General features: G+C 68.6%; 16 protein-coding genes. 6 read left to right on the forward strand and 10 right to left on the reverse strand.

What is annotated here, in order from left to right; translation table 11 throughout:
- Positions 1 to 23 precede the first annotated feature (23 nt).
- Positions 24 to 1,985, reverse strand: a complete 1,962-nt coding sequence (locus Q664_RS15895) for an ABC-F family ATP-binding cassette domain-containing protein (protein ID WP_043395422.1) — start codon at positions 1,983 to 1,985, stop codon at positions 24 to 26.
- A gap of 212 nt (positions 1,986 to 2,197) precedes the next feature.
- On the opposite strand from Q664_RS15895, the gene Q664_RS15900 reads away from it, so the two are divergent.
- Both Q664_RS15900 and Q664_RS15905 read left to right on the forward strand, forming a co-directional pair.
- Positions 2,198 to 3,886: a serine/threonine protein kinase gene (locus Q664_RS15900; protein WP_075207445.1), complete on the forward strand. Its 1,689-nt coding sequence runs from the start codon at positions 2,198 to 2,200 to the stop codon at positions 3,884 to 3,886.
- 119 nt (positions 3,887 to 4,005) lie between these two features.
- A complete protein-coding gene (locus Q664_RS15905) occupies positions 4,006 to 4,497 on the forward strand; it encodes a GAF domain-containing protein (RefSeq protein ID WP_043395424.1) in 492 nt (163 codons plus the stop codon).
- 84 nt (positions 4,498 to 4,581) lie between these two features.
- On the opposite strand, the gene cmk is transcribed toward Q664_RS15905, so the two are convergent.
- Genes cmk through Q664_RS15920 form a run of 3 tightly spaced genes read right to left on the reverse strand, consistent with a single transcriptional unit; the run spans position 4,582 to position 7,361 of the window.
- A complete protein-coding gene (gene cmk, locus Q664_RS15910) occupies positions 4,582 to 5,271 on the reverse strand; it encodes a (d)CMP kinase (RefSeq protein ID WP_043395426.1) in 690 nt (229 codons plus the stop codon).
- On the reverse strand, positions 5,268 to 6,362 hold the full coding sequence (gene hisC, locus Q664_RS15915) for a histidinol-phosphate transaminase (protein WP_043395428.1): 1,095 nt from the start codon (positions 6,360 to 6,362) through the stop codon (positions 5,268 to 5,270). Before hisC ends, cmk begins: the two co-directional genes overlap by 4 nt.
- A 27-nt stretch (positions 6,363 to 6,389) precedes the next feature.
- Complete coding sequence (locus Q664_RS15920) at positions 6,390 to 7,361, reverse strand: acetyl-CoA carboxylase carboxyltransferase subunit alpha (RefSeq protein WP_043395430.1); 972 nt, start codon at positions 7,359 to 7,361, stop codon at positions 6,390 to 6,392.
- A gap of 97 nt (positions 7,362 to 7,458) precedes the next feature.
- On the opposite strand from Q664_RS15920, the gene Q664_RS15925 reads away from it, so the two are divergent.
- Together Q664_RS15925 and Q664_RS15930 are read left to right on the forward strand one after the other, a co-directional pair.
- Complete coding sequence (locus Q664_RS15925; RefSeq protein WP_043395432.1) at positions 7,459 to 8,151, forward strand: tetratricopeptide repeat domain protein; 693 nt, start codon at positions 7,459 to 7,461, stop codon at positions 8,149 to 8,151.
- Between the two features lie 83 nt (positions 8,152 to 8,234).
- On the forward strand, positions 8,235 to 8,696 hold the full coding sequence (locus tag Q664_RS15930) for a hypothetical protein (protein ID WP_043395434.1): 462 nt from the start codon (positions 8,235 to 8,237) through the stop codon (positions 8,694 to 8,696).
- A 182-nt stretch (positions 8,697 to 8,878) separates the two neighbouring features.
- Here Q664_RS15930 and Q664_RS15935 read toward each other — a convergent pair whose 3' ends face one another.
- From Q664_RS15935 to Q664_RS15960, 6 genes are all read right to left on the reverse strand, one after another.
- On the reverse strand, positions 8,879 to 10,900 hold the full coding sequence (locus tag Q664_RS15935) for an ArsA family ATPase (RefSeq protein WP_043395436.1): 2,022 nt from the start codon (positions 10,898 to 10,900) through the stop codon (positions 8,879 to 8,881).
- A 354-nt stretch (positions 10,901 to 11,254) separates the two neighbouring features.
- Positions 11,255 to 12,688, reverse strand: a complete 1,434-nt coding sequence (gene nla6, locus Q664_RS15940) for an enhancer binding protein Nla6 (RefSeq protein WP_075207446.1) — start codon at positions 12,686 to 12,688, stop codon at positions 11,255 to 11,257.
- A gap of 67 nt (positions 12,689 to 12,755) precedes the next feature.
- On the reverse strand, positions 12,756 to 13,436 hold the full coding sequence (locus tag Q664_RS15945) for a histidine kinase dimerization/phospho-acceptor domain-containing protein (protein ID WP_043395438.1): 681 nt from the start codon (positions 13,434 to 13,436) through the stop codon (positions 12,756 to 12,758).
- Between the two features lie 239 nt (positions 13,437 to 13,675).
- Complete coding sequence (locus Q664_RS15950) at positions 13,676 to 14,140, reverse strand: deoxycytidylate deaminase (protein ID WP_075207447.1); 465 nt, start codon at positions 14,138 to 14,140, stop codon at positions 13,676 to 13,678.
- Between the two features lie 73 nt (positions 14,141 to 14,213).
- Positions 14,214 to 15,104 (reverse strand): S1 family peptidase, encoded by an 891-nt coding sequence (locus tag Q664_RS15955; RefSeq protein WP_043395441.1) that lies wholly within the window; start codon positions 15,102 to 15,104, stop codon positions 14,214 to 14,216.
- Positions 15,105 to 15,237: 133 nt separating this feature from the next.
- Complete coding sequence (locus Q664_RS15960) at positions 15,238 to 17,517, reverse strand: PrkA family serine protein kinase (RefSeq protein WP_043395443.1); 2,280 nt, start codon at positions 17,515 to 17,517, stop codon at positions 15,238 to 15,240.
- 317 nt (positions 17,518 to 17,834) lie between these two features.
- Between Q664_RS15960 and Q664_RS15965 the strand changes: the two genes are divergently transcribed.
- Entirely contained in the window at positions 17,835 to 20,345 is a 2,511-nt protein-coding gene (locus Q664_RS15965; RefSeq protein ID WP_152622125.1) for an Ig-like domain-containing protein, read from the forward strand.
- A gap of 62 nt (positions 20,346 to 20,407) precedes the next feature.
- Positions 20,408 to 21,922: an Hsp70 family protein gene (locus Q664_RS15970; RefSeq protein ID WP_043395447.1), complete on the forward strand. Its 1,515-nt coding sequence runs from the start codon at positions 20,408 to 20,410 to the stop codon at positions 21,920 to 21,922.
- The last annotated feature ends 78 nt before the right edge of the window (positions 21,923 to 22,000 follow it).

Below are 22,000 nucleotides of genomic sequence, written 5' to 3' on the forward strand. Positions count from 1 at the left end.
TCCCAGAGGGAGAGGGAGTTGACTCAGAGGGACGCGGAGGCCTCGGCCAGCTTCTCCTGCGCCGCTTCCCACTGCGCATAGAGCTGCTCCAGCTGCGCCTTGCCCTCGCGGTGCGTGTCCATCAACGGCTTCGCCTTCGCGAAGTCGTTGTAGAGCACCGGATCCGCCAGTTGCGTCTCGCGCTCCTTCTGCGCTGTCTCCAGCTTGGAGATCGCCTCCTCCAGCTTCGCGATCTCCTTCTTGATGGGGCCCTCCACCGCGCTGCGCTTCTGCCGCGCCTCGGCCTCCATCCGCTTGCGGTCCTTCTCCGTCAGCCCCGCCGCCTGCCCCTTCTCCGGCGCCTTCTCGCCCAACCCCGCGGCCTCGGCCGCCAGCCGCTGCTGCTCCTGGTGGTACAGGTAGTCGTCCAGGTTGCCCGGGTGCGGCACCACCTTCCCGCCCACCACGTCCCAGACGTGCGTCGACAGCCCGTTCACGAAGCTCCGGTTGTGCGACACGAACACCAGCGTCCCCCCGTACCCCTTCAGCGCCTCGATCAGCATCTCCGTCGAGTCCAGGTCCAGGTGGTTCGTCGGCTCGTCCATCAGCAGCAGGTTCGAGGGCACCAGCAGCAGCTTCGCCAGCGCCACGCGCGCCCGCTCGCCACCGCTCAGCACGCCCACCGGCTTGTCCACGTCGTCTCCCGAGAACATGAACGCGCCGAGCACCCCGCGCACGAAGCTCTCCGGCTTGTCCGCCGCCAGCGGCCTCACCTCTTCGATGATGCTGTTGTGCTTGTTCAGCTTGTCGCCGTGGTGCTGCGCGTAATACCCCATCACCACGTTGTGCCCGAGCTTCACCGTGCCCCCGTCCGGCACCAGCTCGCCCGCGATGATCTTCAGCAGCGTCGTCTTGCCCGCGCCGTTCGCGCCCACCACGGCGATGCGCTGCCCGCGCTCCACCCGCGCGTCCAGCCCCGAGTACACCACCGCCTCCCCGTAGCGCTTCTGGATGCCCTCCAGCGTCACCACGTCCCGCCCCGAGCGCTCCACCTCCGGGAAGCGGAAGCGCATGGTGGCCCGCTCCTCGAGCACCTGCACGTCCTCGATCTTCTCGAGCTGCTTCTCCTTGCTCTTCGCCTGCCGGGCCTTCGTCGCCTTCGCGCCGAAGCGATCGATGAACGCCTGCAGCTCCGCCTTGCGCGCCTCGACACGCTCGGCCTGCGCCTTGAGCTGCTCCATCTCCTCGGCACGCTGCCGCTTGTACGTGTCGTAGTTGCCCACGTAGGAGCGCAGCCCCTCCATTTCCAGCGAGAGGATGCGGTCCACCTGCCGGTTGAGGAAGTCCCGGTCGTGCGAGATGAGCACCACCGCCTTGTTCGAGCGCTTCAAGAAGCCGTCGAACCACGCCAGCGTCGGCACGTCCAGGTGGTTGGTGGGCTCGTCCATCAGCAGCAGGTCCGGGTCCTGGAGCAGCAGGCCCGCCAGCGCCGCGCGCATGCGCCAGCCGCCGCTCAGCGCCCCCGTGGGCTTGGCCAGGTCCGCCTCGCGGAAGCCCAGACCCTTGAGGATGCGCTCGGCGTGGTGCCGGCCGTAGTGCTCCTCGAAGTGGTCCAGCTCCGTGTGCAGGTCCGCCAGCGTCTGGGCCAGCTCGAGCTGCTCCTCCTCGTTGGCCGCCTTGCCGAGCGCCTCCTCGGTCTCCCTCAGGCGCGCCTCCAGGGCGTCACGGCCGGGCACCGTGCTCATCACCGCGTCCACCACCGAGCCCTCGGGCAGGCCCGCCAGCTCCTGGGGCAGGTAGCCGATCCGCGCCTTGCGCCGGTAGGTGAGCGTCCCCGAATCCGGGTTCTGGACCCCGGCGAGGATCTTCATCAGCGAGCTCTTCCCCGTCCCGTTGGCCCCGACCAGGCCGATGCGATCCTTGGGGCTGAGGGCGAAGCTTTCGTTGTCGAAGAGAACCTTCTTCCCGTAGGAGAGGCAGATGTCCTGGGCGATGACGAGGCTCATGGCGGATTCGGGGGTGTAACAGCCTGGCCGCCTTCCGGGAACGACCGATGTGCCCGCCCGCTCCCTCCCCCGCCCCAAACCTGGGGCGGCCCCCCGTCAGGACCCCTGCCCGGCGATACCCGGCTCTGTCTATACTCGGCCCCCTGATGGCTTCTCCCTGCCCGCACTGCGGTAGCACCGACGGCTCCGACCACCTGTGTAGCGCCTCCCAGATGGCCCTCATCGGCCAGGTGCTCGATGGCCGCTACAAGATTGAAGACGTGCTCGGCCAGGGAGGCATGGGCATGGTCTTCAGTGCCACCCAGACGTCCGTCCAGCGCCCGGTGGCCGTCAAGACGCTCAACCCCTCGCTGGCGGCCGCGCCCCAGTTCTTCGAGCGTTTCCGGCGCGAGGCGGAGATCGCCAGCCGCCTGCGCCACCCCAACGTCATCACCATCTACGACTTCGGCCGCGCCCCGGACGGCACCTGCTACTACGTCATGGAGCTGCTCGAGGGCGAGAGCCTGCGCGAGCTCGTCAAGCGCGACGGCCCCATGACCCTGCGCCGCGCCGTGGAAGTCATCGAGCAGGCCTGCCGCGGCCTCGCCCACGCCCACGAGCAGGGCGCCGTCCACCGCGACATCAAGCCGCACAACATCATGGTGCAGCAGCTCGACCGGCGGGACTTCGTCAAGGTGCTGGACTTCGGCCTGGTGAAGGCGCTCGAGGCGGAGGACGAGCATCAGCTCACCTCCACCGGCCAGGTGCTCGGCACGCCCCAGTACATGCCTCCCGAGCAGGCCGGCGGCGAGCACGTGGATCACCGCTCCGACCTCTACTCGATGGGCGGCGTCTTCTACTACTGCCTCACGGGCACCTCGCCGTATGGGGCCAACACGGTGCGCAAGGCGCTCACCGCCGCCCTGACGCAGGCGGTGCCCACGGTGGGCTCCAAGCGCCAGGGTGCCCCCGTGCCCCAGTCCCTGGAGGAGTTCTTCGCCAAGGCGCTCGCCCGCGAGAAGGAGGACCGCTTCCAGAACGCCCAGGAGTTCATCGACGCCATGTTGGACGCGGTGGCGGACCTGTCTCCCGCGGAGCTCGACGCGCTCCCCACCAACTCGGTCCCCGAGGCGGGCAGCAGCAGCAGGAGCAGCAGGGCCGGCAGCAGCAGCAAGCCGGGTCAGCGCAGCGTGTCGAAGCCGGGCCGCTCCTCCCCGAGCCAGTCGCGTTCCCGTCCCGGCGCTCCGGCGGCTCGTTCGGGTTCGCAGCCCTCCGCGGCCCGTGCCGCCCCATCGGCGGCCCGTGGCTCCCAGCCTTCCAGCGCGGCCCCCGCCCGGGCAGGCAGTGGATCCGCCTCGGCCGCCCGTCCGCGCCCTCCGCGTCCCGAGGCCGCCGCTCCCGCTCCGGTTCCCCACCACAGCCACTCGGTCACGGAGGACGTGCCGCGCGGCTCCATGGGCAGGAAGATCGCGTTCGTGGCGCTGCCGCTGCTGCTCATCGCCACGGGAGCCGCGGTCGTGGCGCTGCGTCCCACCACTCCGGCCGAGCCTCCTCCGGCTCGAATCGCCGAGGCGAAGCCGGCGCCGAAGCCCACGGCGCCCGCCGTGGACAGCATGATCCTGGTGCGCATCCGCTCCACCCCCGAGGGCGCCACCGTCTTCGCGGGGGATGTGCAGATCGGCACCGCCCCACTGGAGCGCCGGCTGCGCCGGGACGAGGTGCACGAGCTGACCTTCCAGCTCGCGGGGCACCAGGACCTGAAGCGCAAGCTGGACTTCAATGGCGTGCTGGCGGACGCGGAGACCGTGAGCGTCACGCTGGAGCCCGAGAAGGTCGAGCCGGTGGCGGAGCCCTCCCGTCCTTCACGCCCCGCGAAACAGAGCCGGGACAACAGGGACGACTCCGTCCCCATCTTCGAATAGCCCCGGGTGTCCGACACGGGGGGCGAGGGGTCCTATCGCGGCGGGATCCGGATCAGGTTAAACATGCGCCCCGCGCCGGTTCGACACCCCTCCGGCCCCGCTTTCGAGGACTACACACCATGGCTGAAGTCACCCTGGATCTGCGCGGCACGCCCAAGGCCGAGGCCTACGCCGAGCTCAAGACGCACATCGAGTCCATCCTGGAGGGCATCAACGACGACGTGGCCGCCATGGCCACCATGAGCTGCTTGCTCCACAACGCCTTCGGCCACCTGTGGACCGGCTTCTACCGCGTCGTGGAGCCCGGCAAGCTGCTGCGCGTCGGCCCCTACCAGGGAAGCCTCGGGTGCCTGGAGATCCGCTTCGGAAAGGGCGTCTGCGGCACCTCCGCCGCCAAGGGCGAGACCGTCGTCGTCGCCGATGTGCACGCCTTCCCCGGCCACATTACGTGTGACGGGCGCTCGGCCTCGGAGATCGTCGTTCCCGTCTTCGGGCCCAACCGCGAGCTGCTCGCCGTGCTCGACATCGACTCCGAGCACAAGGCCACCTTCGACGACGTGGACCGCCGCGCGCTCGAGGAGCTGATGGGCTGGTTCTCGCGCCGGAAGTAGGGGCGCTCGGGTGGGGGCGAGGGGTTGGAACCCGAGTGGTTCCGATACCCTCACCCCGTCCCTCTCCCGAGGGGAGAGGGGAAATTAGCGCTTGGACATCCGGTCCAGGATCGTCTGCTCCAGGATCCGCACCACGTCGGACAAGGGCATGCTCGTCGAGTCGAGCTTCACCGCGTCCTCCGCCGGTTTCAGCGGCGCCACCGCTCGCGACGCGTCGTCCTGGTCCCGCTTGATCTGATCCGCCAGCACGTCTTCCAGCGAGCGCTCCACGCCCTTCTGGAAGAGCTCCTCGAAACGGCGCCGCGCCCGGGTGCTCGGATCCGCTTCCAGGAAGAACTTCGCGTCCGCGTCCGGGAACACCACCGTCCCGATGTCGCGGCCCTCCAGGATCGCTCCCTTCGGGGCCTGCAACGCCAGGCGCCGCTGCAACGACAGCAGCCCCGCCCGCACCACCGGACGGCTCGACACCTGCGAGGCCGCCATCGAGTTCTCCGGCGTCCGGATCTCCCCCGACACGTCCTCTCCATCCAGGAACACGTGGTTGTCCTCCCCCACCACCTGGAAGGAGATGTGTACCCGGCTCAGCAGCTCGCCCAGCTTCTCGTCGTCGTCGAAGGCGAGCCCCTCGCGCCGCGCCTTCAGCGCCACGCTGCGGTAGATGGCCCCCGTGTCCACCAGCGCGAAGCCCAACCGCCGCGCCAGCACCTTCGACACCGTCGACTTGCCCGCTCCCGCCGGGCCGTCGATCGCCACGATGAAGGGGCGCGCGCTCATGAGGCGAGCACCTCGCGCAGCGCCGTCACGCAGCGCGCGTTCTCCTCGCGCGTCCCCACCGAGATGCGCAGCGACGTGGGGTACCCGTTGCCCGCCATGGGCCGCACGATGACGCCCTTGCGCAGCAGCTTCTCGTACAGCTCCGTCGCCGGCCGCCCGAAGTCCGCCAACACGAAGTTCGCGTGGCTCTCCGCCAGCTTCGCCCCCAGCTTGGGCAGCTCCGTCTGGTAGTAGCGCAACCCCTCGCCGTTGAGCTCGCGCGTGCGCCGCACGTGCTCCCCGTCCTCCAGCGCCGCCAGCCCGCCCATCTGCGCCGGAATCGTCAGGTTGAAGGGCATCCGCGTGCGCTGCAGGTACGCCACCAGCCGCGCGTCCATCACCCCGTAGCCCAGCCGCAGCCCCGCCAGCCCGTAGATCTTGCTGAACGTGCGCAACGCCACCACGTTCGGGTGCTTGCGGAAGTACTCCACCGCGCTGAAGTACTCCGGCCAGTCCACGAACTCGAAGTAGGCCTCGTCGTGGACCACCAGCACGTGCTCCGGCACCTTCGCCAGGAAGGCTTCCCACTCCTTGCGGCCGAACGTCGTCCCCGTGGGGTTGTCCGGGTTGGCGATGAAGATCATCCGCGTGCGCGGGTTGAGCGCCTTCGCCATTGCCTCCAGGTCATACCGGTGCCCCTCGCGCATGGGCACTTCCGCGAAGGGCCGGCCGTGCGCCTGCACCGAGATGCGATACGCCGGGAACGAGCCCTTGCACAGCAGCACCTCGTCCTCGGGCGTGGTGAAGGTGCGGATGAGCAGCTCGATGATCTCGTTCGAGCCGCACCCCAGCACCACCTCTTCCGGCTTCACGCCCAGGTGCTCGGCCAGCCGGCGCACCAGCGAGTAGCTGCTCGCGTCCGGGTACAGGTGTACCTTCTGCGACGCCACCCGCATGGCCTCGATGGCCTTGGGCGAGGGCCCCAGCGGGTTTTCGTTGGAGGCCAGCTTGATGACGCCCGTGAGCCCGTACTCGCGCTCCGTCTCCTCGATGGGTTTGCCCGGCACGTAGGGCTTGAGCGTCTCGATGTACGGTGGAACGAGCGGTCTCATGGGCTTCTGGATTCCTCGTGGGTACGGCTAGCGCCCCTCGGAGAACACACCGAGCGCGCGGAATTTCTGGTAGCGGTCCTGGATCAGCTCGTCGCCAGACAGCTGCGCCAGCTCGGCCAGGTTCTTGCGGAGCACCTTGGCCAGGTTCTCCGCGGCCTTGGCGTGGTCGCGGTGCGCGCCGCCGGCCGGCTCGGGGACGAGCTCGTCGATGACGTTCATCCCCTTGAGGTCCTTTGCCGTCAGCTTCAGCGCGTCCGCCGCCTTGTCCGCCTTGGTGGCGTCACGGAAGAGGATGGAGGCGCAGCCCTCGGGAGAGATCACCGAGTAGACGCTGTTCTCCAGCATCAGCACGCGGTTGCCCACGCCGATGGCCAGCGCGCCACCGGAGCCGCCCTCGCCGATGACCGTGGCGATGATGGGCACCGTCAGCCGGCTCATCACCTCCAGGTTCACCGCGATGGCCTCGGCCTGGCCGCGCTCCTCGGCGCCGATGCCCGGGTAGGCGCCCGGCGTGTCCACGAAGGTGAGGATGGGCTTGCCGAAGCGCTCGGCCATCTCCATCAGCCGCAGCGCCTTGCGGTACCCCTCCGGGCGCGGCATGCCGAAGTTGCGCGCCATGTTCTCCTTGGTGTTGCGCCCCTTCTGGTGGCCGATCAGCATCACCGTCCGGCCATCGAAGCGCGCGAAGCCGCCCACGATGGACGGGTCTTCTCCGAAGCGGCGATCCCCCGCCAGCTCCATGAACTCCGGGAAGAGGTACTGCACGTAGTCGAGGAAGTACGGACGCGAGCTGTGGCGCGACAGTTGCACCACCTGCCAGCGCGAGAGATCACTGAAGATCTCCGTCTGAAGCTTCTTGGCCTTCTTCTCCAGCTTGGAGATTTCCGAGGTGAAATCCACCGAGCCGCTCGCCGAGAGGGCCTTGAGCTCGTCAATCTTCTTCTCCAGCTCGATGAGCGGGCGCTCGAAATCGAGTGGATAGTTGATGCCGTTCGCCATGGCGCCGGACCCCTATCACCTGCCCGTGGGCCTTTACAACGCGCAACCCGTTACGCGGTGCGTAGAATCCCCCTTCCCTCTCGTCCGTCGGAGTGTCATGTCCCGCCTGCTGCTCCTGCTCACCCTCGTCCTCGCCGCCCCCTCGGCCGCCCAGTCGGCCACCCCGTCGGCCCGCGCCCTCAATACCGAGGGGTTCCGCCTCTACCAGGACGGCAAGTACCCCGAAGCCCTCGAGAAGTTCGAGGCCGCCGCCCAGGCCGATCCCAAGCACGCCCTCGCCCACTACAACGTGGCCGCCACCCTGGGCGTGCTGCGCAAGCAGGGGCAGATCTGCCCGTACTCGGCCCACCGGCAGACGATCCTCGAGCGGCTGAACACCTCCATCCAGTTGGATCCCCGCCGGCTCGCCCGCGCCAAGCAGGACGCGGACCTGGATCCCATCCGCGACACGCTCGGCTGGCAGAAGCTGCTGGGCCGCTCGCCCTCGCGCCAGGCCGATGTCCCCGAGCTCCTCCGCCGCGTCACCTGGTACTCCCCCGGTGAGGGCGTCTACGGCTCCACCCGCAAGCTCACCTTCTCCGAGGGCAAGCGTGTGGTGCTCTGGCGCCGCATCATCGAGGACCCCACCCGCACCGAGGAGAAGACCGGCACGTACACCGTCAAGGGACGCACCATCACGTTGACGTTCCCGGATCGGAAGCCCCTCAAGGGGCAGATGAGCACGCGTGGAGTGCTGGAGTTCGAGGAGTTGGGAGCGTTCCAGGACTCTCCGTCCGAGTGCGAAGCCTAGGACGGATTCCTCTCGGAGCCCTCCCGGGGGGACTTGGCGGCCGAGCCCCCCCTGCTCACCCTCCCTCCAGGAGGTACCGGGGGATGGTGCGACTCGCGGGGCGTCAGTGGGGATTGGTGGCCATGGTGGCGAGCACTCCGTTCCTGTTCGCCTTCCTGCTCGCGGCGTCCTCGCCCGGGCTCGTCGAGCCCGTGCTCGGCACGGCGCTCGGTGGTGCGAGCTGGGGGCTCGCCGCGATCCTCGGGCTGCTCGGTGGCGCCGTGTTCGCGGGTTGTCTGGGCGCGATCTCGCGATCACCTGGGGTGGCTGGATCTCCGATCCGCCGTGCGTTCGGGTTGGTGATCGCGACGAGCGTGCCGATGGGACTGTGCATCGTCCCCGCGCTGTGTTTGATGCTCGCGGGGCCCGCACTCGCCGTACGTCTCGAGCGGGGTGTGGGAGTGGTTCGCGCGGAACGGTTCCACCCGGCCCAGGAGCTCGCGGAACGGCTCAGGTACCAGTTGCCCCAGGTGCTTCCACGTCTGCCTCGGTTGGGCGCGTGGTGACCCTCACCCCAACCCTCTCCCAGAGGGCGGGGGTAGACACGGGCACAACCTGGGGTCCTGGCACCCTCACCCCGACCCTCTCCCGGAGGGCGAGGGAGTGGATGCACAGCGAGGATGGTTCCTCAGCCACCTCTTCCTCAGCCACCTCTTCCTCAGCAGCCTCTTCCTCAGCAGCCTCTTCCTCAGGCCGCTTTCGTCTTCGCCGTGGCGCTCAGCGCGTACCACGCCGTCCGGAACGCCTTCAGCTCGCGCAGACCCGCCGGGTGACGGCCCAGCGCGGGCGCCACGGTGACGGGCAGACCGATCTTCTTCTCGATCACCTTCGCCGCGTTGAGCTCGTTCTTCCGCCGGTTCTCGCACTTCGGGCAGTCCGCCTTCGGACCCACCCGGTTCACCAGCACGCGCTCCACCTGCAGCTTGCGCTCCTTCAGGTACTCCACCAGCCGCTCGGTGCGCGCCGCCGCCAGATCCTCACCCCGCGTCACCACCACGAAGCGCGACTCGTTCGGCGAGGCCAGTGCATCCTCGAAGCGCTTGATGTGCTTGAGGAACGCCGCCATGTCGTCGGCCAGCTCGCCCAGGCCCTTGGACTTGTACTTGGACAGCACTCCGTGCAGCGCCGTGAACCAGCCCTTGGCCGTGTCCGCCAGCTCCACCACGCGCATGGTGTTCACCATGGGCGCCCCATCCACCACGATCCGCTTGAAGCGCTCCTGCACCAGCGCGTCCGTCAGGCACGACATGGCCGCCAGCTCGTCGATGCCCGGAGGCGCCGCGTCCAGCAGGTTGCGGAACAACAGCAGATCCGTCGGAACCTCGTTGCCCGTCTTCGGCGCGCCCTCGAAGGCCTTCTCCGCCTTCTCCTTCCAGCGCTTGCGCAGGTTGCCAAACCAGCCCGCCATGTCCAGCTCGCGCGCGTACAGGCCCTTCGTTCCCTTGACCTGCGTCTCCACGTCCGTCAGCCGGCTCTGCAGCACGTCCGACAGCGAGTGCGCCGGATCCGTGGAGATGAGGAGCACCGGCCCCTCCTTCTCCGTCAGCGTCACCGCCGCGGCCGCCGCGCACGAGCTCTTCCCCACCCCACCCTGGCCCACGAAGAAGATCAGCCGCGTGGGAGGCAGCGGCGGCGCCGCGATCGGCGGCATCGACGGAGCGCGCACCAGGGCCGGCGGGCCCTCGGACGCGGCGAACTCCAGCGTCTTCGTCTCCTTGCCGCTCGCCCACTCCTTGGCGAAGGGCTTGAGCAACTCCAGGCCCTTCGGTGCCACCTCGCGCTTTTGCACCAGGTGCACCGGTACGTTCTTGTCCAGCGCCTGGTACTTGCGCACGTGCGGCGCTTGGAGTCCGCGGCGGCCCAGGCAGGCCGTACAGCCTTCCTTGTCCTCCACCTGGTTGACCACCACCTCCACCACCGGAATGCCCCGCTCCCGCAGCTGCGCGAAGTACATGCGCGTCTGCGCCTCGGGCACCGGCTCGGCCAGCGCCACCAGGTGGAAGGCCGAGCGCGCCGGATCCTTCAGCTGGGCCAGCAGCTTCTCCGCCTTCGCCGCGAACTCCTCGAGGAACACCTGCTCCTCCGAGGGCGCCGCCGCCTTCTTGCCCTTGCCAGCGGTCCGCTCCGCCCCGGCCTTCACGATGCCCAGGAACTTGCGCAGCCCCACCGGCATGTCGATCAGACGCAGCGTGTGGCTCGTGGGCGCCGTGTCCACCACCACCCGGTCGAACTCGCCGCTCTCGGCCAGCTCCACCACGTGCAGCAGGCCCAGCAGCTCCTCCAGCCCCGGCGTGGCCTGGCCGTACAGCTTGCCCAGGTCCTCCTCCGACAGGTGCTGGCCCTTCACCGCCGCCTTCTGCAGCGCCGGCACGTACTTCGCCAGGAAACCCTTGGCCAGCGCGGCGGGCTCCACCTCCATCGCCCACACGCCCCCGTCCACCTTGGTCGCCTTCGCCGCCTTGCCCTTGCCCTTCGGCTCCGGCTTGGCTTCCTTGGCGGCCGCGGTCTCGTCCTCCTCCACCTTCACCGGCTTCGCCGACAGCTTCTTCTGCAGCAGATCCGAGAGCGATCTCACCGGATCCAACGAGACGAGCAGCACCTTCTCCTTGGGCGCTTCATCCGCGAGCCGCAGCGCGTACGCCGCCGCGAGCGTGGTCTTGCCCACCCCGCCCTTGCCGCCGAAGAAGTGAAGAACTCGCGCGTCGCTCATGAAAACGTGGCCTTCCGTGACGCCCACGGGCGTGGCGGGTCTCCGTCCTATTCCGGACAACCGCGGAGAGGGCACACCGGAGGTGCTCCTGAGTAGGGAGCTGTGGCACCGGTTACCCCGTGGGTGTGTGTACCAGAAGGATCGCCCGCAGTGACCCTGTGAGTCAAGCGAAGACGGGCTATCCCACCCTGTGTTTCGCGCACCGCGTCATGCCTCGTTCTCATACGGAACATGCACCCTGGCGCACGCTCTCCCGGTATCTGGACGTGGACCGGGAGTGCTGGCCGGGCCAACCGCGCAGGTCGGCTCCGGAGCAGGTTCCGCCGAAGTAGGTAGGCGGCGGTGGGACGGCGATCAGCGGATTTCCGACGTGTTGCCCAGCGAGGGGCCACCGTGGCTGGACAGGGTATTGCCCGGCTCCTTGCCACCCTGCTGACGCGCCTCGGCCGCGTACCGGTTGAGCTTGTTGTAGAGCGTCTTCTCGCTCACCCCGAGCACCTCGGCCGTCCGGGCCTTGTTGTTCCCGTTGCGCTGCAGGCTGCCGAGGATGTACTCGCGCTCCACCGCGTCGAGCGACAGCCCGTAGGGCAGGCGGAAGGTGTGGCGCTCGGGGCTCTTGCCCGCCATGTCGGGGGGCAGGTGCTCGCGCATGATGAGCTCGCCATCGCAGAGGATGACGGCGCGCTCCACGGCGTTGCGCAGCTCGCGGATGTTGCCCGGCCACTCGTGGTTCTTGAGCGTCTCCATGGCGTCCGGGTGCACGCCCGTCACGCGCTTGGCCGAGTCCCCGCGGAACTTCTCCACGAAGTGCTGCACCAGGATGGGCACGTCGTCGCGGCGCTCGCGCAGGGGCGGCAGCTGGATCTGGAAGACGTTGAGGCGGAAGTAGAGATCCTCGCGGAAGCGCTTGGCCTCGATCTCCTTCTTGAGATCGCGGTTGGTGGCGCACAGCACGCGCACGTCCACCTCGAGCTCCACCTTGCCGCCCAGCCGCCGCAGCCTGCCCTCCTCGAGCACGCGCAGCAGCTTGGCCTGCAGCTCGATGGGGATTTCACCGAGCTCGTCCAGGAAGAGCGTGCCGCCGTGGGCCAGCTCGAAGACGCCGGGCCGGCGCTGATCCGCGCCCGTGAAGGCGCCCTTCTCATGGCCGAAGATCTCCGACTCGATCAGGGTGGCGGGGATGGAGGCGCAGTTGATGGCGACGAAGGGCTTGTCGCGGCGCTGGGACAGGTTGTGGATGGAGCGCGCCACCACCTCCTTGCCCGTACCGGACTCGCCGGAGATGGCCACGCTCGCCTTGGAGGGGGCCACCTTCTCGATGAGCTCGAACACCTTGCGCATGGCGGCCGACTGGCCGATGAAGTCCGAGGAGCCGAGCTGCTTGAGGCGCCGGCGCAGGCCCTGCACCTCGCGCATCGTCTCCTTCTTCTCCAGCGCCCGGTCGATGCAGACCTTCAGCCGCGCGGTGTCGAGCGGCTTGACGATGAAGTCATAGGCGCCCTCGCGGATGGCCTCCACGGCGGCGGTGATGGTGCCATGGCCGGTGAGGAGCACCACCGGACAGTCCGGCAGCTCATCGCGCAGGGCGCGCAGCAAACCGAGACCATCCGTCTCCGGCATCGCCAGGTCGGACAGGACCACGTCCGGGCGGAACTCGCCCGCCTTGCGCAGAGCGTCGTGCGCGTCGAACGCGGTCTCGACCTTGTGGCCCCAGGCGGTCAACATCTCCGCCAGCGCCTCGCACGTATCGCGCTCGTCGTCCACGGCCAGAATTCGCGCGCTGCCCACGTGAGTACCTCCAGACATCTAGAACAACTCGGGTAAGAGAAAGGTTGCGACCACCACTCGGTCTGGATCAGACGAGCGGGAAGGAAAGTCGGCACATCCCGGCGCGCAGGTGCAGCTCCACGCCGAGCTGCGCACACCGCAGTTCCAGGGCCGCGGCCGCCTCCGGGGCGGTCTCCGCGGGAGAAGTGGAGGAATCCACCACCTCGAGCACGGCCCGGGACTCCTCGGCATGCACCGCCACCAGGACGTCCGCGCCCTGCTCCGAACGGCCGTAGGCCCGCATCAACGCCTGCACCACCAGGAAGCCCAGCTCGCCGGTGTCCGACAGCCGCGCCCGCACGCCGGTGGAAATGGCCTGACGCACCTGGAGACGCCGCTTGCGGCTCTCGTGCGCCAACACGTCCAGGGCCCGCGTCACCGCTTCCGACAGGTCCGCGTCACCGGGCGCGCCCGGGCGGTGCACGATGAACTCGGCGAAGCGCCGGAGGATCCCATCCACGCGCTGGATCTGATCGCGCATGGCCTTGAGGTTCTTCTCCTGCGAGGGCGGGACCTGGCCCGTGTCGCCCTTCAACTTCTCGGACAGCACCTCCAGGTGGATGGAGAGTGCATTCAAGGGGTTGCGCACATCGTGAAGGAGGCTGTCCATCAGGGATGGCACCGCACCGTAGCGTGCGGCATCCACCACCGGGTCCACCCCTTCGCGCACCGAGGGCGCACTGCTGCTCGCAGCCGTGGAGTTGATCACGAAAGCTCCTAGAGATTGACCGGCGCCCTTCCTACCCGCCGCCCTGTCGCTGCGAGGATTTAGGGAGCCGCCCAAGTACCGTCAACCCTGGGGCGGTAATTCTTGCTGGCTGCGAGGAATTCCCACAACGAACCGTCGGCCACTCGGCTGTCTGGATGTCCCGGACCAGACGCTTCACTCGTACTGGGGTTCGAGTCCACGCCCAGTTCGTGCAATGGACAACAGTGTGCGGGGAGTAATCAGCGCCCGCCCGGCTGCTCCGCGGGACCCGGCCCCACGAGCTCGATGTTCAGCCGGCCCGCGTACTCGAAGATGCGCGGATCACGGTAGAACTCACCGTAGACGATGCGCTGCACGCCCGCGTTCGCGATCAGCTTGAAGCACGGCCAGCAGGGGCTGGCGGTGGTGTAGAGCGTGGTGGGCTTGTCTCGCTCACTGTCGATCCGCACGCCGTTCTTGGCCGCCTGGATGATGGCGTTGGCCTCGGCGTGGACAGTGGCCACACAGTGTCCGTTTTCCATCATATGGCCCACGTCACTGCAGTGGGGCAGGCCCCGGATGGAACCATTGTAACCGGTGGAGAGGATGGTCCTGTCGCGAACCAGGAGCGCCCCCACGTGCTTCCTGTCGCAGGTGGCGCGGCTGGCCACCTGACGCGCGATGTCCATGAAGTACTGATCCCACGAGCTCCGGTCATTGCCCATGCGTGTCACCCCGCCTCCGGCGGATGTACCGTGGCGGGGCCCGCAGTCGAATTTCCGGCCGGAGCCGTGAGGCTCAGCGGCTGGCGGTCTGCGAGCCGCCCGTGCCCGGGCCCATCCCTGGTGCGCCCTCGACGAGCAGCCGGCCAAAGCCCTTCTGCTGGAGGAAGAGGCGCACCTTGGCGCTGGGAGCGGCGAAGGTCTCGCCGGGCATGGGCACGTCGAAGCTGAAGTTCTGCTCGGCCACGGCGAAGCCCACCTTGGCGGTGCGGTAGCCCTCGACGATGGCGAGCAGCTTGCCGGACTCGAGGCTGAAGATGCCGCCGCCGGAAGCGCCGTAGCCGATGGCCGCGTCCGTCTTCACCATGCGCGGCGTCTTGCTCTCCTTGTCCCACTCCACCTGGGACACCATGCCACCGGAGAGCGACAGGGCCCGGCCGAAGGGCGAGGCGGCCACCACCACGTCATCACCCAGCTCCAGCTCCGTGTCCGCGGCGAGCCGCGCGGGCCGCAGCGGCAGGCCCGGTACCTTGAGCAGCGCCAGGTCCAGGTCCGGCACCACGCCCGTGGCCACCACGTGCGCCTTGTACTCGGTGGAGTTGGCGCGATCGTCCACGATGGCGATGAGGTGCGGGTTCTTCAGATCGTCCATCTCCACCGCGTGCGCGTTGGTGATGACGTAGCTGACGAGCCCCTCGGGGGTCTGCTCGCTGCCGATGACCACGCCCGAGGCGGTGCGCCGGGCCTTGCCATCCTCGAGGATGGAGAGCCGGACGTTGTGGGGGAGGATCCGCTTCACCTGCTCCTTGCGCGTGGGCCGGGGAGTCAAGGCGCCCACCTGCTGCATCACCACCGGCGAGCCACCCGCCCCGCCAATCCCCGCCGTCTCGGCAGGCGGAGGAGTCGGGGCGGCGGCGCAGGAGAGCATGGCGAAGAGGGCGGGCAGGCCCAGGGAGAAACGGTTCATCGACGCTCCGAGCAGGGAGATGGAGGGAACAAAATCCCTCAACCTTTAAAGAGTCCCCATCATCCCCGCTGTAACGCGTTTTCGGGAAGCATCACGGCTGGCGGGCGCCCGGATGCCCGCCTGCTTCCGGGAATCAGCCGTAGCGCTTCTTCATGAGGAAGAGGATGGCGTCCTTGGCGCAGTGCTCGCAGTAGCCGTAGCGCTCGTGCATCGTCTCGAGGGTGCTCTCCACCTGGGTCTGCTCGCGCGAGGACAGGGTGCCGCGCTCCTCGGAGAGGTACTTGAGGACGTTCTCCTTGTTGCGGCGCAGCACGCGCTTGCGCTCCTCGAAGTAGTGGTCGCGCAGGCGGCGGAACATGTCCGGGAAGATGCGCGGGTAGTCCATCTCCGCGTCCGGGTTGTCCAGCTTGTGCGCGCCGATCTGCGAGATGAGCCCGCGGCGGTACTCGCCCGGATCCTCGCCCCGCGGCATGACGATGGCTTCCAGTTCCGCCATGCGCTGCTCGTCCGGGCGCTCCATGGAGCCGGTGATCCGGTTGCGGACCTTCTCGTTCTTCACCCAGTGACTCACGTTGTAGACGTAGCGCTCCACCAGCTCGCGGTACTGGCCCTCGGAGACGAGCCCCATCGACTCGCGCACCTCCTCGTCCACCCGGTCGAGGTACTCGGCCTCCACCGCGCGCACGAACTCCTCATGGTCGTGGTAGCCGTCCACTACCTCCTGCAGGAGGAACTCGTAGACGCTCTTGTCCTTGCAGATGGCCTCGAGCTCCTCGAGCACCGCCAGGGCGTTGAGGCACTTGTAGTCGGGGTTTTGCGCGGCGTTGAAGAGCGCCGTCTTGATCTCCCGGGCGCTGCTGCCGCTGCGGCCCTCGTAGTTGGGGTAGGCGTCGGACTCCTCGTACATGTCCGTGCGCAGCTTCCGCAGCTCCTTGCCGTGCGAGAGGCTGAGCCGATCCGGCACCACGCCCTCCTCGTACAGGTGCATCTTCTCCACCGGCGTCACCTGATCCACCAGCTCCTTCACCTCGGGCTGGTAGCGATCCGGGATGGGCTTCTTGAGGCGGGTGAGCACGGCCCACATGGCGGCCACCTCGGTGGCGTGCGGGGCCACGTGCTTGCCCACGGTGGTCGGAGTGATTTGAGCGTCGTAGACCTGCTGCTCCTGCTTGAAGCGGCGCAGGTAGGGCACGCGCACCAGCTCGATGCGGCCCTTGAAGGAGGCGAAGTCCGGCAGCTCCTTGAAGGCCCCCAGGTGCTTCTCGTTGGACGAGGCGATGAGCACCTCGTCGAGCTGCAGCACGAAGTGCTCCAGGGGCACCTGGGACGTCTCGCTGAAGCCCAGCAGGTACTTGAAGGCCTCCAGCGGGCGCTTGAGGAGATCCGAGTACTCGATGAGGCCCCGGTTGGCGTGCACCAGCGGACCATGCGGCTCGAAGAGGGCCACGTTGTGGAGCGCGGGCGGGACGTTGAGCTGCGTGCGGTCCGCCGTCACCTGCTGGTACATGGCGTCCACGCTCATCTGCGGCTCCACCGTCACCGTGCCCACCTGGTAGCGGCGCGAGATGTAGAAGCGCTCGACGCGCACGTGGCGCAGCACCTGGAGGTAGTCGCCCTTGTAGTTGGCCAGCAGCGCCATGTAGATGCTGCGGCACTTGTGGCACAGCTCCCCGTGCACCATGTAGTCGGAGAGCACGAAGTCGCTGTCCCCCTGCCCGTCTCCGTTGCCCAGGCCCTTCTTCTTCAGCGCGCCCTCGAGCAGGCGCTGGCGCTCGGAGGGCGGGACGACGAAGAGCGGGTGATCGCGCAGCTCGCAGGGGATGCGCACGTCGATGGACTCCGCATCCAGGTGCGCGTAGGTGGACAGGTCCCCGCTCGTGGAGGCCGCCGCCGCGGCCGAGGCCGCGCGCTCGCCGCCGAAGCCGATGGAGCCCTTGACGAGCTTCTCCGAGGGGAAGATCCAGCTGATGCGGTAGAGGGCCCCCTGGGGCTGGCGCGAATAGTCCTCCATGCCGGCCTTGAGCGCGTTGACGAGCGTGGACTTCGCGCTGCCGTTGGGCCCGTGCAGCATGATGAGCTTGTTGATGCGGCCAGCGCGCGTGAAGTTGCCGAGCAGCCGGTAGATGGCGTTCTGCACCTCCTCCTGGCCGGCGACACCGACGTGACCATCCCGGTCGCTGGCGGGAACGTCGAAGACCTTGAAGCGGCGGATCTTCCCCGTGGGGTGCGTCACCAGCTCCGTGCCGTAATGATCCATCACGTCGCGCAGGTACTGGGCGGCGTTGCGCGACTGTCCCCGTGGATCGCTCATGAAGAGCGTGACGTACTCCTCGAAGGACAAGATGGAGCGATTCTTCACGAAGTCGTCGGACACCTGGGCGCCCACTTCCTGCAGGTATCGCTTGGCTTCCACGGGATGACTCCTCTGTGCTGTAGTTCAGGAACCCACTAACCACACCGGACGGTCGCCGCCATGACTCGCGCGGACCCCCCGGAACTTTCCCCTCGGGGAGCGGGATGTCCAGGGCTCTTCTATCCGTTGTGTTGTTGGCAGTGCTCTCCGCCTGCCCTCCTACCTCGACGACACCGTGCGACACGGACTCGGACTGTCCCGACGGCCGCTGCCGTCTGGGCGGATGTGGCCCGATCTGTCTGGATGATACCGAATGTGGAGGCCGGCAGGTGTGCGCGGGGGGCTCGTGCGCTCCCCGTCCCGAGTGCACCCAGGCCATGGACTGCGCCGAGGGCTTCGCCTGCACGGAGGGCCGTTGTCAGTGTGGCTCGGACGCGGCCTGTGCCGCCAACCAGTCCTGCCGTGATGGCCGGTGTGTGACAGCCGCGGCATGTACCTCGGCGGCCGACTGCCCGGCCGGACAGCGCTGCGAGGTCGTCCAGGGCGTGTGTCAGGCCCCCTGCACCCAGGCCACGGACTGTGCTCCCGGGGTGGATCCGCGCGTGGCCTCGCTGCTCTACGTGTGCCGGGCGGGTGACTGTCTGCGGCAGTGCCTGAATGATCAGCTCTGCGGCGCGGGCTTCATCTGCGAGGCCGGGACGTGCGCCCGGGCCGGGTGCGCCACGCGGGCCGACTGCCCCTCGGGCCAGTACTGCACCAGCGCCACCGCGGGCCGCTGCCTCGAGTACCAGGTCTGCGGCTCCAACGCGGAATGTGGCCCCAACACCGAATGCCGGGCCTTCACCTCGGGCACCTGTCCTCCTGGCTTCGACTGCGCGACGAAGATCTGCCAGGAGCTGCCGCGCTGCCTGCTGGACTCGGACTGCTCCGGCGCCGCGTATTGCCGCGACTCGCATTGCCAACCGGGCTCGGTGTGCACGGACAGCAGCCAGTGCGCCTCGGGCTTCACCTGTGTGGCGAGCCGGTGCGTGCCGGGCGGCTGCCGGGGTCATGCCGACTGTGCCTCGGGCGAGGCCTGCACGGATGGCGCCTGCCGCCCCGCGCCTCCAGCGGCCAACATCGTCTCCATCGCCCTGACCCCCCGGGTGGCCACGCTCGTGGTGGGTGACACCACGCGGCTCTCGCTGGTGGCCTTCACGCTGGACGGTGCCAGCTTCCCCCTCTCGGAGGGCAACTTCTCCGCGCTGGATTCGAGCGGCTCGCCCAGCGGGGCGGTGACGGTGTCGTCCTCGGGCCTGGTGACGGCCGTGTCCGCCGGAACGGTGCGCGTGCAGGCACGGCCCGCGGGCGCCGCGGTCTCTCCCCAGGAGGCCACCCTCACCGTGTTGCCCGCCCTGGAGAGCGGCCGGCGGCTCATCGTGGTGGACGCGGCTTCCCGGCGTCCGATCGCTGGCGTGGAGGTGCTCGGCTGTGACGCGCCGCCCACCTCCGGCCCCTGCCCCGCTCCCGTCACGGTGACGACGGATGCGGCGGGCGTGGCCCTCTTCCCTGGATTCACCGGCGCCACCGCCAGCTTCTCCGCCGCCTCGGGCGAGCCGCGAGCGGACGGGCGCCCCCGGTACGATCGGGTCTCCGTGGTCTCCACGCCCGCGCGCGACGTGCTGCTGCCGCTCGGGGAGAACCCCGTCCACGGCGCCGCCGGCTTCAACGCGGGCATCAGCTTCAACGAGGTGCATTCCTCCGGCGAGCTGTCGCTCGGTGTCTCGGTGCTGTCCGCTGGCGATCCGACGTCGGTGGACCTCTCCAACCTCTTCGGGGAGAGCTTCCTCGTTCCCCTCCCCGGCCTCACCCAGCGCATCCCCGTTCCCGGGAGCGTGGTGGCGTCCGCGTCCCTCGGACTGGCGGGAACCACGGAGCTCAAGACGCGCTCGTATGGACTGGGACAGGCCGGGCGCCGCACCGCGGTGGCCTTCGCCGGCAAGCTGCCGCTCTCCCGGGCCACGAATCTCCGCGCCACGGATCTGCTCGCCTACACCGGCGCGATGGACTACGCCCTCCAGGCCTTCACCTCCATCACCCACCTGCCCTACGCGCCGGACGAGACGGACCTCGATGGGGATGGCCTGTGCTCGGACACCACGCGCTGCACGGGCAGCGAGGATCTCCCGGCCTACAGCCGCTTCACCGGCCTCACCCACCGCCCCCGCCGCGGGCAACTCCGCCGCACGGAGGTGGTGATCCCCAACCTGCCTTCCGGGTTCGACACGGCCGTGATCGCCGCCGTGGAGCTCTCCTCCGAGGCGGGGGTCATGCCCGTGGGGCTCGCCTCCCAGACGGCCGGAGCGGCCCAACCCGATGGGAGCCGGCCCGTTCCGCCGGTGCTGCTGCGCAGTGGTGCCCCGTACGGAGGGGCCGAGGCGGGCACACCTGGAGTGTGGGCCTTCGCGGCTTCCGCCACTTCAGGGGCCTCCGTGAGCGGGAGCATCGTCCGTGCGGCGTCGCTCCCCACCCGCGTCTCCGTGCCCACCTTCCTGCCCTTGCCCACCGCCGCCTACACGTCCGCGAGCCGCACCCTCACCCCCTCCGTGACGAGCTGGAACGCCCTGGCCGGAGCGGGCGCGGGGCTCGCCCGGGTGACGCTCACCGGCGCCCAGGGGCGGCACGTGGTGTTCTTCGCGCTGGTCTCGGGTGGAGCGGCCATCCGGGTGCCGGACTCGCCCACCGGGGCGAGCGCGGATCCCGCGGGGGAGACCGGGGTGTCGTTGGAGATCGCCGCACTGCGGCTGGCCCCTGGGGTGTCGGCCGAGGGCCTCCTGGATACTCCCGGGGTGAACCTGCTCCAGTTCCCCGTCGTGCTGGACGCCTACTCCCGCTCGCGACCCCAGTGAAGTTGCACTAACCTCGCGAGTTGATAAGCCGAGCCTCCCCCTTCCCCCGGAGTTCACGCGAGATGCACAAGGATCCCATCATCGGCATCGACCTCGGCACGACCAACTCGTGCGCCGCGATCGTCGAGGACGGTGGGAACGTGAAGCTCATCCCCTACAAGGGCGGCGAGTACACCATCCCCTCCATCTTCGCGATCGACGACAAGGGCAACGAGTTGATCGGCTACGAGGCCAAGCGCCAGTGGCAGCTCAACCCGAAGAACACCATCTACGGCTCCAAGCGCCTCGTCGGTCGCGGCTACAAGAGCGACATCGTCGACGCGATGAAGAAGGTCGTGGCGTACTCGGTGCGCCCCGGCAAGAAGAACGACGTCGTCCTGGACGTGGGCAAGAAGGAGTTCTCCCTCCAGGAGATCAGCGCCAAGATCCTCAACAAGATCCGGGATGTCGCCGCCAACTACCTGAAGACGCCCATCAAGCGCGCGGTGGTGACGGTGCCGGCCTACTTCAACGACCGGCAGCGCCAGACGGTCAAGGAGGCGGGCAAGCTCATCGATCTCGAAGTGGTCCGCATCATCAACGAGCCCACCTCCGCGGCCCTGGCCTACGGCGCCGGCAAGGGCGTGAACAAGAAGGTGCTCGTCTACGACCTGGGCGGCGGCACCTTCGACGTCTCCATCATCGAGATCCGTGATCGCATCTTCGAGGTGAAGGCCACCGGCGGTGACGTGTTCCTGGGTGGCATCGACTTCGACAACGCCATCATCCACCACGTCCTGACGGACTTCGCGTCGAAGACGGGCATCGATCTGGCCACGGATCCGGTGGCCATGCAGCGCATCAAGGATCTGGCCGAGCGCACGAAGATCGATCTCTCGGCGCGCGATGACGTGCAGTTCAACATCCCCTTCATCACGATGACGGCGCAGGGCCAGCCGCTGAACATCGAGATGAAGTTCACGCGCAAGATGCTGGAGAAGCTGACGAACCACCTGGTGGATCGCACGCTCCAGATGGTGGCGCGGGTGTTGGTGGACTCGGGGCTGAGCACCAAGGACATCGACGAGGTGCTGCTGGTGGGTGGGCAGACGCGCATGCCCATCGTGCAGGATCGGTTGACGAAGTTCTTCGGCAAGAATCCGAGCAAGGGCGTCCACCCGGACGAGGCCGTGGCCGTGGGCGCGGCGCTGTACGCCAAGTCGCTGGAGGACAACTCGAGCATGAAGCTGCAGTTGCTCGATGTGATTCCGATGGCGATCGGCCTGGAGCGGGCGGGCGGAGCGTTCCACACGGTGTTCCCGCGCAACGCGCCGATTCCGAACGCCAAGCAGGTGGTGGCCACCACGAGCATGGACAACCAGACCGAGCTGGCCATGCGCATCTTCCAGGGCGACCACGAGATGGTCGTGAAGAACGACATGCTGGGAGAGTTCACCTTCTCGGGGATCCGCCCGGCCCGAGCGGGCATGGTGCAGGTGGAGATCACCTTCGACGTGAACGTGGAAGGCATCCTCACCATGCGCGCGAGGGATCCGGCCACCGGCCGCGAGATGAAGACCACGGTGCGGGTGAGCTGAGCCGGTTCTGGCGCCTGACTTCGCGCCTGTTTCCTCTGCGCGCCTGCTCCGCGCGCCTGTTGCTGCGCCTATTTCCCC

Source organism: Archangium violaceum Cb vi76 (assembly GCF_000733295.1).
Taxonomy (GTDB): domain Bacteria; phylum Myxococcota; class Myxococcia; order Myxococcales; family Myxococcaceae; genus Archangium; species Archangium violaceum.